This window comes from Amnibacterium flavum (assembly GCF_003097495.1).
In the GTDB taxonomy this organism is placed as follows: Bacteria; Actinomycetota; Actinomycetes; order Actinomycetales; family Microbacteriaceae; genus Naasia; species Naasia flava.
Window position 1 is genome coordinate 980339 of the sequence record NZ_QEOP01000002.1, and the last position, 12744, is coordinate 993082.

At 69.4% G+C, this 12744-nt stretch carries 10 protein-coding genes; 9 read left to right on the plus strand and 1 reads right to left on the minus strand.

The genetic code is table 11. From position 1 onward, the window contains the following. The first annotated feature begins 34 nt into the window (after positions 1-34). From DDQ50_RS12310 to DDQ50_RS12350, 9 genes are all read left to right on the plus strand, one after another. A complete protein-coding gene (locus DDQ50_RS12310; protein WP_116756995.1) occupies positions 35-874 on the plus strand; it encodes an NAD(P)-dependent oxidoreductase in 840 nt (279 codons plus the stop codon). Continuing rightward, a complete protein-coding gene (locus DDQ50_RS12315; RefSeq protein ID WP_116756996.1) occupies positions 871-1854 on the plus strand; it encodes a carbohydrate ABC transporter permease in 984 nt (327 codons plus the stop codon). The genes DDQ50_RS12310 and DDQ50_RS12315 overlap by 4 nt, the downstream gene beginning before the upstream one ends. Next, complete coding sequence (locus DDQ50_RS12320; RefSeq protein ID WP_116756997.1) at positions 1851-2789, plus strand: carbohydrate ABC transporter permease; 939 nt, start codon at positions 1851-1853, stop codon at positions 2787-2789. Before DDQ50_RS12315 ends, DDQ50_RS12320 begins: the two co-directional genes overlap by 4 nt. Before the next feature lie 37 nt (positions 2790-2826). Next, positions 2827-4146 carry an ABC transporter substrate-binding protein gene (locus DDQ50_RS12325; RefSeq protein ID WP_116756998.1) on the plus strand — a complete coding sequence of 440 codons (1320 nt, stop codon included), beginning with the start codon at positions 2827-2829 and terminating at the stop codon, positions 4144-4146. Between the two features lie 109 nt (positions 4147-4255). After that, a complete protein-coding gene (locus DDQ50_RS12330) occupies positions 4256-5422 on the plus strand; it encodes a CaiB/BaiF CoA transferase family protein (RefSeq protein WP_240614368.1) in 1167 nt (388 codons plus the stop codon). Then, positions 5419-6222 (plus strand): enoyl-CoA hydratase-related protein, encoded by an 804-nt coding sequence (locus DDQ50_RS12335; protein ID WP_116757000.1) that lies wholly within the window; start codon positions 5419-5421, stop codon positions 6220-6222. Before DDQ50_RS12330 ends, DDQ50_RS12335 begins: the two co-directional genes overlap by 4 nt. After that, positions 6219-7139, plus strand: coding sequence for an amidohydrolase family protein (locus DDQ50_RS12340; RefSeq protein WP_116757001.1), 921 nt, complete (start codon positions 6219-6221; stop codon positions 7137-7139). The genes DDQ50_RS12335 and DDQ50_RS12340 overlap by 4 nt, the downstream gene beginning before the upstream one ends. Then, entirely contained in the window at positions 7136-8188 is a 1053-nt protein-coding gene (locus DDQ50_RS12345; RefSeq protein ID WP_240614370.1) for a Gfo/Idh/MocA family protein, read from the plus strand. Before DDQ50_RS12340 ends, DDQ50_RS12345 begins: the two co-directional genes overlap by 4 nt. Then, entirely contained in the window at positions 8185-9216 is a 1032-nt protein-coding gene (locus tag DDQ50_RS12350; protein WP_116757002.1) for a Gfo/Idh/MocA family protein, read from the plus strand. The genes DDQ50_RS12345 and DDQ50_RS12350 overlap by 4 nt, the downstream gene beginning before the upstream one ends. Here DDQ50_RS12350 and DDQ50_RS12355 read toward each other — a convergent pair. Further along, positions 9185-12715, minus strand: a complete 3531-nt coding sequence (locus DDQ50_RS12355; protein ID WP_116757003.1) for a TM0106 family RecB-like putative nuclease — start codon at positions 12713-12715, stop codon at positions 9185-9187. The genes DDQ50_RS12350 and DDQ50_RS12355 overlap by 32 nt on opposite strands. Positions 12716-12744: the final 29 nt, after the last annotated feature.

Genomic DNA, 12744 nt, shown 5'->3' on the forward strand with positions numbered 1-12744 from the left:
TCCCCTCACCGTGTCTTTCAAAGGAGAGAGAGCAATGAAAGTGGCCTTCATCGGGCTCGGCGACATCGGCCTCCCCATGGCCCGGCATCTCGTCGATGCCGGCTTCGAGGTGGTCGGCGCCGATCTGAACGCCGCACCCCGTCGCTCCCTCGAGAAGCACGGCGGCACCGTCGTCGACGACGTGGCCGACCTGGGGGACTGCGAGGTGATCTGCATCGCCGTGCCCGACGACGATGCGGTCACCGCGGTCCTCCTGGAATCCGGCCTCGTGGAGAAGCTCGCGAAAGGGTCAGCGGTGCTGCTGCACAGCACGATCCTCCCGCCGACGGCTCCGCGTCTGGCCGAGGCCGCCGAGACCCACGGGGTGAGCGTGAACGACGCTCCCGTGAGCGGCGGCGCCGCGCGGGCGGCGACGGGGGAGCTGACCATCATGGTCGGCGGATCGGTCCCCGCGTCGGGACGCCGCGTGCTCGACGCGCTCGGTTCCGTCGTCGAGGCGGGCCCGGTGGGAAGCGGGTCGGCGCTCAAACTCGCCAACCAGCTGTCGATGCTGGCCTCCCTGCAGGCGCTGTACGAGGGTCTCGCGCTCGCCACCGAGTTCGGCGTCGACGAGAAGGTCGCGCTCGCGACCCTCGAAGGTTCGACGGGCGACAGCTGGGTCGCCCGCAACTGGGGCTTCTTCGACGAGCTGGCCCGCAACTACGACGCGAGCGGCACCCCCGTCGAGTTCCGTCCGTGGAGCAAGGACCTCTGGGACATCGTCGCGACCGGACGCCAGGCGGGCCTGTCCCTGCCGCTCGCTGCGCTCCTGTCGCAGATCCTCGCCACCGCCGTCGAAGACCACGCCCACCACGGCGGAAAGAAGGAGTCATGAGCCAGCTCGTCGCCGACCTGGTGTCGGTCGAGAACGATGAGGGCGCCGCGCCCGGCGGTCGCGCCATCCCGCCGCGCTCGGCGGCGCAGAAGCGACGCCGGCGCAAGGAGACGCTCTCCGCCTACGCGTTCCTGTCGCCATGGCTGCTCGGACTGCTCGCCATCGTGCTCGGCCCGATGCTCGCGTCCCTGTACCTCTCGTTCACCCGCTACGACCTGATCGGCACACCCGAGTTCATCGGGCTCGACAACTACGTGCGGATGCTGTTCGAGGACCCGCGTTTCTACCGAACCGTCGGCGTGACCGCGATGTACACCCTCATCTCGGTCCCCGCGATCCTGATCTTCTCGCTGCTGCTCGCGATGTTCCTCAACCGGGGCATCCGGTTCCTCGGCATCTACCGTGCACTCTTCTACCTGCCCTCTCTGCTCGGCGGCAGCGTCGCCATCGCCGTCCTCTGGCTCCAGGTGTTCGGCTCGGAGGGCATCTTCAACGCCGTGCTCGCGCTGGTGGGGATCGACGGTCCCAGCTGGATCGGCAGCCCGTCCTACGCGCTCCTCACCGTCATCGCACTGAGCGTCTGGACATTCGGAAGCACCATGGTGATCTTCCTCGCGGGCCTCCGGCAGATCCCCGACACCTACTACGAGGCGGCCTCCCTCGACGGGGCCAGCAAGTTCCGGCAGTTCCTGTCGATCACCCTGCCGCACCTCACTCCGGTGATCTTCTTCAACGGGCTGCTCACCATCGTCAACGCCCTGCAGTCCTTCACCCCCGCCTACGTGATCAGCGGCGGAACCGGCCAGCCGGCCGACTCCCTCCTGCTCTACACCGTCTACCTCTACCTGCGCGGCTTCGTCGACTTCCAGATGGGCTACGCCTCGGCGCTCGCCTGGGGTCTCCTCCTCGCGCTCGCCGCCATCACCGCACTTCTGTTCTGGAGCACCCGCTTCTGGGTCTTCTACGGGGAGGACTCATGACCACCACACCGGCTGCTCGCATCTCACCCGACCTGCTCGAACCCTCCGGCAGTCGCGGTCGCCGGCGCAGGGGCGGGCTGTTCATGCCCCGACGAGCGACCAACAGCCGCCTCCTCGCCGGATGGGCCCGACACGCGATCACGATCGCCGTGCTCGTCGTCATGCTCTATCCGGTGGTGTGGATGATCGACGCCTCCTTCAAACCCGACGCGCAGATCGGCTCGACGCTCCTCCCGTTCCAGGGCCCGTTCACCCTCGAGAACTACGCCGATGGGCTCAACCCGACCTCGACATTGAACTTCGGTCTCTACTTCTTCAACTCGTTCGTGCTGGCGATCCTCGCGGTCATCGGCAACGTCGTGGCCTGCACCCTCACCGGGTACGCCTTCGCCCGACTGAACTTCCCGTTCAAGAAGACGCTGTTCGCGGTGCTGATGGGCACGCTCCTGCTGCCGTATCAGGTGACGATCGTTCCGCAGTACATCCTGTTCAACGAACTCGGCTGGCTGAACACCTACCTGCCGCTCGTCGTCCCGAAGTTCCTCGCCACCGACGCGTTCTTCGTGTTCCTCACCGTCCAGTTCATCCGCGGCCTGCCGCGCGAGCTCGACGAGGCCGCCCGCCTCGACGGAGCGGGCGACTGGGGGATCTTCCGCCGCATCATCGTCCCTCTCCTGGGGCCGGCGATCGCAACCACGGCGATGTTCACCTTCATCGCCACCTGGAACGACTTCCTCGGGCCGCGGCTCTACCTGAGCAACACCGCGCTCTACACGGTGCCGCAGGGCCTGGTGCAGTTCGTCGACTCGACCGGCCAATCCTCGATCGGCACCCTCTTCGCCATGGCGACCCTCTCCATCACGCCGCTCGTCGGGTTCTTCCTGGCCTCGCAGCGGCTGCTGACCCAGGGCATCGCCACCACCGGACTCAAATGACTCACGACACAGCACAAAGAAACGAAATGGAGATGACATGAACAGATCCCGCACCATGACGATGGCGTCGGCGGCGATCATCGCCGTCCTCGGCCTGAGCGCCTGCGCAGGAGGCGGAGGAGGCGGCGGCGAGACCACCGCACCCGAGGCCGAGATCGGTGGAGAGATCCAGTACGCCTGGTGGGGAGGTCCGGCCCGCAACGAGAAGACGCAGGCGGTGATCGACCTCTACCAGGAGGCCAACCCCGAGGTGACCGTGCAGGGCACGACGGCCGAGTTCGCCGCGTACTTCGAGCAGGCGACCGTGCAGGCCGCCGGCAAGAACCTGCCCTGCGTTCCGCAGATGCAGAACCGCCTCATGGCCGACTACGCGGATCGCGGGGCCCTCATGCCCCTCGACGACCTTGTCGACTCCGGCGCGATCGACGTGTCGAACATCCCCGAGTCCGTGCTCGAGAGCGGTCGCGGAAGCGACGGCAACCTCTACATGATCCCCTACGGCGCTGCCTTCGGTTCGATGATCGTCAACACCACGCAGGTCGAAGCGGCGGGTCTCGACCTGCCGCCGGAGGGTTACGACTGGGATTGGCTGGCCGAATGGGGCGCCGACCTCACGAAGGCTCAGGGCAAGCCCTCCCTCGACCTGGTGCGCAGCCAGACCGATTCGCTCGAAGCCTGGATGCGCAGCCACGGCAAGGACCTGTACGAGGACGGGCAGCTCGGATTCGACGAGGGCGACCTGGTCGACTTCTGGGACTACGTCACCGACCTCCAGGACTCGGGCGTCGCCATCCCGGCGGAGACCGCGTCGGAGCAGAACTCGCTGCCGCTCGAACAGCTCGGCGTGAGCACCGGCAACCAGGCGACGGTCGTCTGGCCCGCGAACGGTCTCGGAACCGCTCAGGCGACCATCGACGCGGCAGCGCCCGGCAACACCCTGGCGACGTACCCGCTTCCGACAGGTCCTGACGGCTACGGCAACGCCTTCTGGGTATCCGGTCTGGCGATCTCGGCCAACTGCAGCAACGTCCCGACCGCGGCATCGTTCATCGACTTCTTCGTCAACGATCCGGAGGCTGCCACCGTGTACGCCTCCGACAACGGCGCGAACGTCAACACCGAGAACCTGCAGCTGATCCTCGACGACGAGGCGACGACACCGGCCAAGAAGGCGGAGCTCGAGCTCTACGCATTCGTCGCCGACCAGGATGTCGCCCCCGCCGTCTACGGCAAGGGCTACGCGAGCATCTTCCAGCAGAACCTGCCCCGGTTCTACCAGCAGGTGGCATTCGGCGAGCTCAGCTCGAAGGAAGCGGCGAAGCAGTTCATCCAGGAAGCCGAAGCAGTACTCGGCTGATCATCCCCGAGGGGCGGGATGCGGCGCGTGCCGCACCCCGCCCCTCGGGCCGTCCGTCATCCGCCGCCCTGACCCGGGCCGGCACCCCGTCTCGACCAGGAAGTTCGACATGGACCCCCAGGCCCTCCAAGGAATGCGCGTCATCGACCTCACACAGGTGATGGCGGGACCGTTCTCGACCATGCTCCTCGCCGACCTCGGCGCCGACGTCATCAAGGTCGAGCCGCCCGGCGGGGGAGACCAGACCCGGCATTCCTGGGGCCGATCGGGCAAGGGCGACGACGGGCCCGCCTTCTTCGCGCTCAACCGCAACAAGAGGAGCGTCGTGCTCGACCTGCGCAGCGAGGGCGGCAAGGCCGACTTCCTCGCACTCATCGCCGACGCCGACGTCCTCATCGAGAACTACCGTCCCGGGGTGACCGACCGGCTCGGAATCGATTACGAGACCCTCCGCGCCATCAACCCCGGCCTCATCTACGCGAGCATCTCGGGCTTCGGCCAGACCGGCCCCTACTCGCAGCGCGCCGGCTACGACCTCATCGCCCAGGGAATGACCGGCGTGATGAGCATCACGGGCACACCCGGCGGAGCGCCCGTGAAGGCGGGCGTGCCCGTCGCCGATCTCGGCGCGGGACTGTTCAGCGTCTACGGCATCCTCGCCGCCTACATCCACAAGCTGCGCACGGGTGAGGGCCAACGTCTCGAGACCTCCCTGTACGAGGCGGCCATCGCGCTGTCGGTCTGGGAAGCCACCGAGTACTGGGCGAGCGGCCAGGTGCCGAAGGCGACCGGCTCGTTCCACCGGATGTCCGCGCCCTACGGCGCCTACCGGACCGCTGACGGCCACATCACGATCGGTGCGAACAACCAGCGACTCTGGGGGTTCCTCACCGCTGCTCTCGGCCATCCCGAGCTCGAGCACGACGAGAGGTTCGCGACCAACCCGCTGCGCATGCGCAACCGCAATGAGCTCACGGGCGTGATCGAGAGCATCCTCGCGGGCCACGACTCCCAGTACTGGGTCGACACCCTGCTCGCCGGAGGAGTGCCCGCCGGCCCGATCCTCGCCTACGACGAGGTGCTCGCCGACCCGCACGCCCAGTACCGCGAGATGGTGCAGACCATCCCGCATCCGGTCGAGGGCGAGGTCAAGACGCTCGGCTTCCCGGTCAAGTTCGGCCGGACGCCGGCACGCACCCACCGTCACCCTCCGCTCCTCGGCGAGCATCAGGAGGAGCTGCTGTCGAAGACGGACGCCGACACGGGGAAGCGATGACCGGGCAGGTCCTCCGCAGCCGCGACGACGGAGTCGTCACATTCACCCTGTCGCAGCCGGAGCGGCGCAATGCGATCTCGTTCGAGATGTACGACCGGCTCGAGGACGAGTTCGCGGCGATCGCCGCGGACGACACCGTGCGGGCCCTCGTCCTGCGCGGCGCGGCCGGATCCTTCGCCGGCGGCACCGACATCCGTCACCTCGCCGACATCCACGACGGATCCGCCGGCGTCGAGTACGAGGCCCATATGCGCCGAGTGCAGAAGGGGCTCATCGACCTGCGGATCCCCGTCGTCTCCGTCGTCGAGGGCGCCTGCGTCGGAGGCGGTCTCGTCTTCGCGGCCCTCAGCGACCTCGTCTACTGCACACCGGATGCGAGATTCGGCACCCCGATCGCCCGCACGCTCGGCAACACCATCTCGGCGACCTCGTTGGCACGACTGCAGGAGACCTTCGGGCGGCGTCGGACCGCCGAGATGCTCCTGACGGGCCGACTCCTCACCGCCGATGAGGCGGAGCGAGCCGGATTCGTCACCGCCGTGCTCGGCGGCGCGGCGCTCGAGGCGCGGCTCGGCGAGACCCTGCAGGCGATCTCGCAGTGCTCACCCGAGTCGATCTGGTCGTTCAAGGAGCTCGAGCGCCGGATCGACGCCCATCTCTCGACCGTCGAAGTCGACGACGTCTTCGCCCGGATCTACGGGGGGCGGCAGTTCCGCGAGGGGGTCGCGGCATTCCTCGGCAAACGGGCCGCGCGATTCGTCACCGACGCGCCGGCCGAGCCGGACGGGGGAGGACGATGAGCGCGAACGCGGCGATCGACTCCCACCATCACCTCTGGCCCAGTTCCGTGATCGGCCGTCAGGACTGGCGTCCCGCCGATGACGACGCCATCGACCGCGCTTTCGAGACCGCGGAATTCGCCGAGCTGCGCCGGTCGACGGGTGTCGACGGAAGCGTCCTCATGCAGTCGGTCGACGACGCGGACGAGAACGATCGGCTGTTCGCCTACGCGGCCGCGGATCCCGGCATCGTCGGCGTCGTCGGCTGGGCCCCGCTGAACAGGCCGGTCGAGGCGCGGGGCGTGATCGACGCGCTCCTGTCATCGAACGGCGATGTCGCCGGGGCGGAACGACTCTCAGGGGTCCGCTGCCTCATCGGCCGCGACGACATCGACTGGGCGCTCGAACCCGAGGGCCTCGCTCTGTTCCGCTCGATCGCCGCAGCCGGGCTCGCGTGGGACGTCGTGCCGATCACCGCCGAACAGCGTCGGACGGTCGCTCGCCTGGCCGAACAGGTCCCCGCGCTGCGCATCGTCATCGACCATCTCGGAGCGCCGCCCCTCGATGGCGGATGGGACGCCTGGTGCTCGGCACTCGGCGACATCGCGCAGGCCGACAACGCCGCGATCAAGCTCTCGGTCGGCGTCGCGGTGCTCTCCGCCATGCCGCGCTGGGACCGCGGGTTCGTGGCCACCGCGTTCGGGCATGCGCTCGACGTGTTCGGTCCCGAGAGGGCCATGCTCGGCAGCAACTGGCCCGTCGTCCTCCTCCGCACGGAGTACGGGTCCGCCTGGAGCGACGCGGACGCCGCCGTCGCGGGTCTCCTCGACGGCGACGACCTCCGCCGCGTTCGCGGCGGCACGGCGTCCGACTGGTACGGGCTCGACCTTCCAGCGGCCGGACCCGTGTCACCCCAGGAGAGACAGGAGCAACTGTGAACAGACCTCTGCGAGTCGGACTCGTCGGGACGGGATGGGTGGCCCATCAGCACGTCGCCGGGTACCGCTCGGTCGCCGACGGGGTGATCGACGTCGTGGCCGCCTGCGATCCCCGTGCCGACGTGCTCGCCGACTTCGCCGACCGCTACACGATCGAGCGCCGCTTCCCCGATGCGACGAGCATGATCGCGTCGGGCGAGATCGACGCCGTCGTCCTGCTCACCCCGCCGTCCGTTCGCGACGAGGTCATCTTCCCCGCCATGGAGGCCGGGGTGCACCTGCTCATCGAGAAGCCGTTCGCGACGACCGGCGGCGACGCGGTGCGCTACGTCGAGGCGGCCGAGCAGGCGGGCATCACCCTCGCCGTCAGCCAGAACTTCCGGTGGTTCCCGGAGTACGTGTGGCTGAAGGAACGTCTGGCGCGACCCGACGCGGGCACACCTCGGTATCTCGAGGCCCGCAGCTTCCAGAATCGGCCGCAGGCACCGGGGGTGTGGAGGGCGACCGAGCGGAAGCTCGAGATGGCGATCTTCAGCGTGCATCTCATCGACCGCCTCCAGTGGCTGGCGGCGGCGCATCCGGTCACGGTGAGCGCGATCACCCGCCCCGGCTTCGACGAGTCCATCCCGGGCGAGCAGTTCACGACGCTCACCGTGGAGTTCGAGGGCGGTCCGGTCGCTCGGATTACGTCGTCCTGGACGAGCCTCGCGCTTCCGGTCCAGGACGCCCGCGTCGACACGGAGATCGGCTCCGCCGCGGTCGGTCGGGTGCACCCGATGGCGGGTGAATCGTGGGGGAGGGCGCAGTTCGGCGACGGGTCGGACGAAGTCGCCTTCGCCGACGACGACGCGGATCCCCAGATGGCGCGGAGCTACGGCTTCAGCGGACGCGAGTTCGCCGAAGCGGTACGGGAGGGCCGCCAGCCCGCACACAGCGGACGCGACAACCTGAAGACGATGGGCATCATGGAGGCCGCGTACCTGTCGGCCGATCGGGGCGGGGAGCCGGTGGCGGTCGCCGAGGCGCTCGCCACGGCGGCGCACGCGTGAGTGAACAGCTCGGCGTCGCCCTGATCGGAGCCGGCAACAGTGGCGGTCACTACCACCTGCCCCACCTCCTGAACCATCCCGGGTTCCGCCTCCGCACGGTCGCGACCCGGTCGGGCACGGTCGGTCCCGAGCTTCCCGACGCCGTCACGGTGGTGTCGGACTGGCGTTCTGCGATCTCGGATCCCTCGATCGACCTCGTCGTGGTCGCCCTGCCGCATGATCTGCACCATCCGGTTGCACTCGCCGCTCTCGATGCCGGGCGGCACGTCCTCGTCGAGAAGCCGATCACGGTCACGGGCGACGAGGCTCGCGAGCTCGAGGCCGCCGCGAACCGTTCAGGCGTCGTGCTCGCCGCGCACCACCAGCGCCGATTCGAGGCGGACTTCGTCGCTCTCACCGAGGTGGTGCGCTCAGGAGAGCTCGGAGAGATCTGGCGGATCGTCGTGACACGGAGCCATCAGGGCCGTTACCGCGAGAGCACGCCGACGCGGCCCCACGTGGGCTCCGCCTCACTCGGCTGGGCCCACGCCAGAGCCAGCGGGGGCGGGATCGCACGGGTCATCGCCCCGCATTCCGTCGACCAGCTGCTCACCCTTGCCGACGACGGTGTCGATCGCGTCTCGGGTCGAGCACACCTCGATCCCGTCGACGACGTCGAGGACTGGGTGGCCATCGACATCGACTTCGCCTCCGGGATCACGGGCACCGTCGAGGCGTTCCGGCGGAGCCGGATCGCGCCCGCCCGCTTCACCGTCTACGGAAGTGCGGGCACGGCGGTCGCGACGGACGGCACCGAGCTGCGGATCACGACCGATGACGGCGACCGGGTCATCGACGGTCTCGAGCCGCCGGGCACCATGGGGCGGGAGATCTACGACGACCTCTTCGCCGCCGTCACTCGTGGGGCGCCGCTGCGGGCGAGCCTCGCCGACGCCATCCGGGTGGTCGATGTGATCGAGGCGGCGGAGACGTCGTTCAGGGGCGCGAACTCGTGGGTCAGCGCGTCGTCAGGCGGAGGAAGCCACTGAGCTCGGCGACCCCCTCGGCGGTGTAGGGAAGGTATTCGCGCAGACCGGGGGAGTGGACGAGGTACGCGGCCCACTTCGCCCGCGACACGGCCACGTTCAGCCGGTTGCGCATCAGCAGGAAGGAGAGTCCTCGAGGCGCGTCGCCCGGAGATGACGCCGTGAGCGAGACGATCGCGACGGCGGCCTCCTGGCCCTGGAACTTGTCGACCGTGCCGACGGGGGTCGAGGTGAAGCCGGCCTCGTCGAGCAGACGGCGGATCAGCGACACCTGGGCGTTGTAGGGCGCGACGACGATGATGTCGGAGGCGAGCAGCGGGTCGCCGATCCGGCCCGTCGAGGGGTCGGTCCATTCCCGGCCGAGATGAGCCCGTACGAGGTCGACGACGGCCCGCGCCTCTTCGGGGGATTCTATCGAGTTGGACTCGTGACCGATCGGCACCGGGTGCAGTCCCGGAGCAGCGCCCTCGAGCAGGCGATCGGTGGTCTCGGGCAGGCGCGACGTGAGCCTTCCCTCGTAGGACAGGTCGGATACGGCGGCGCAGAGAGCGGGATGCATGCGCCAGCTCTGGTCGAGGAAGTAGCCGAACTCGGACGGCAGGACGTCGTGCCCGTCGGACAGCCAGCCCAGCGCCGAGCTGTCGATCGGCTCGGGGTGCAGGCCCTGACTGACCTGCGGGAGCTGCTGCGGATCGCCGAGCAGCAGGAGGTTGCGGGCGCTCACCCCGACGGCGATCGTGTTGGCGAGCGAGAACTGGCCGGCCTCGTCGATGACGAGGAGGTCGAGGCTGTTGCGGGGCACCTGGGAGGCGTTCGAGAAGGTCCACGCCGTGCCGCCGATGACGAACCCCGACGACCGCCGATCCAGCTGGAACTGGAGCAGCGCCTTCACGTCGGCGACCTCGGTCCAGGGCGGCGGCTCGCCGTAGCCCGTGCGCGGGGCCCGCTTGCCGACCAGCTCGGCGGCGACGCCCTCCTGCAGGATGCGGCGGAACAGGTTCTCGACGACCTCGTGCGATTGCGCGACGACACCGATCCTCCACCCGCGGCGCAGCACCAGCTCGGCGATCACCTTGGCGCCCACGTAGGTCTTGCCCGATCCGGGCGGGCCCTGGACCGCGAGGTAGGAGTGATCGAGTCGTTCCGCCGCCTCGGCGATGGGGCGCCACCCGTCGGTGTCGGTCGGCTGGGGCAGCGGGCCGCCGTCGATGAGTCGCGGGGGTCGGCGTCGCAGCAGATCGAGGCTCGGCTCACCGGGAAGGGAGGGCAGCCCGGCCGTGACCTGCTCACCCCATTCGATGATCGCCGAACGCAGCGTCGTCGTCGGGATGGGTGCGGCGGGCGTCAGAGCGACCGGCATGGTGTTCCAGGTCTCGGCGCCGACACCGGCCTGCTCCTCGAGGATGATCTCGGTGCGCTCACCGACCGCGCGGATGGCGACCACGGAGGTGGCGTGATGCTCGCCGCGGTTGCCGGCGGGCACCGGATCGCAGCGCGGGGGGATCGGATCCTCGTACATCGCGTACGGCTGCGCGCCCGGGTCGAGTCGACTGCCCGGAGCGAGGAGGCCGCTGAAGCGGAGCCTGCGCACGGTCTGCCGTCGCCCCTCCGGCACATGCCAGTCGGCGACGACCCCGCCGGCGAGGGGGATGAACACGTCGCGCTGGTCGGCCCATTCCTCGATGGGCGACACCTCGCGGTTGAAGTGCTCCCACCAGAACGCCTTGTCCTCGCGGCGGTGGTACTCGATCGCGGCGGCCGCGAGGGCGAGGGCGGTCTGGTCCGCGTCGCGCTCGGCAGCGGGCACGCCTTCGACCGCGCCCAGCAGCGAGTCGCGAGCGGCGTCCTCGGCGCGTTCGAGCCGCTCGTTGCGCGGGGCGTCGGGCACGAGTTCATCCCGCCGGGCGACGCCCTGCTCGTCGGCGCGCGCCACCAGCCAATCGCGGAGTCGACGGGTGGAGACGCAGTCGTACCGGTTGTACTCGGCGATCTCGGCGAGCAGCGCAGCAGCCTCGTCGGCGCGTCCGGCGTCGCGGAGGACCGTGTAGTCGACGTAGGCGGTGATCGATGCGGCGGCGTTGGTCACGTCGCTGACGCGCAGCTCGTCGCCCATGTACAGCGGCTCGAGCTTCTTCAGGCTGTAGGAGCGCTCGGAGATGCGGATGGAGCGCTTGACGATCGGGTACAGGTCGACCAGGACGTGCTCGCGCAGGAGCTCGTCGAGCACGCTCTCGCCCACGCCGTACCGCGCGCACAGCATCTGCAGGTGCGCCCGCTCGTAGTCGGCGTAATGGTAGATGTGCATGCCGGGGAACCGCGCCCTGCGCTTCTGGACGTAGTCGAGGAAGTCGAGGAGAGCCTGCTTCTCGCTCGCCCGGTCGTGCGCCCAGAACGCGACGAAGTGCTCGGAGTCGTCGTCGAGATCGATGACGCCGAAGAGGTAGTCGAGGCCCCAGTCGCGGCCTTCGTCGCTCCAGAGCGGGTCGCCCTCGAAGTCGAAGAAGACGTCGCCGCGATCGGGCGAGGGGAGGGCGGCGAGCCCGGTGGGATCGCGCACCTCGAAGTGCACGGGTCGGCGACCCTGCTCGTCGTAGGGCGGGGCGGCGACCTGCATGGCCGCCTGCGCCCGGAGGTTCTCGAGGGTCGCCGCACCGATGCCCTCGACCGGGTGGTCGAGCGCGGCGAGCTCGTCGATCGTGCGGACACCGGCCGCGGCGAGGCGGGCGCGCTGATTGCCGCGGAGGCCGGCGACCAGGAGGACGTCGTGGTGCAGCTCGACCTGCAGGGCGCATTCCGCGCAGCGACCGCAGGCGGCGTACCCGACGGCGCCCCACGCGATCGGGGACGGGTCGGCGAGGCGCTCGTCGATCATGAACCGCAGCCGCGCGAAGCGGTCGTCGAAGACGGGTTCGATGTCGGTCAGCCGGTGGGTCGACCTCGACCCGTCGCCGAGGAGGAGGTGGACCTCGGATCCGATCGGGATGTCGAGCCTCCGCAGCTGCCCGGCGTAAGCGGCCAGCTGGAGCAGGGCCGTGATCTTCGCCTTCCGCGCGAGCTTGGTGTCGTAGACCTCGTAACGGGGCCGGCCGGATGAATCGTCGTCCGTTCGGACGAGGAAGTCGGCGAATCCGACGAACTCGTCGTCGAGGAAGGTGGCCTGGTACACGACGTCGGCGCCATCGCGGAGGGCCCCGATCGTCTCGGTCATCGCAGCGGCGAGCGCGGCCAGATCGCCCTTCGACGACGGCTCCGCGATCTCGGCGACTCCGCCGCGCGAACCGGGGGAGTGCACGCCGAAGAGCTCGCGGTAGCGGAGGAGCTCGCGCTGCTCGTGTTCGCCGCCCAGGACGCTGGCACGCTCGAGCATGGGGTCGTCGAGGTCGGGGACGGCCTCGACGCGGCCGAGCTTGGCATCGAGACGGCGCATGAGGGCCCACTCGCAGGTCACCGCGGCGGTGAGATCGGAGGCGCTCGAGAACACGACTCCATCACGGACGAACATCGTCGGCCTCCCTCCCTCATCGACTCCGC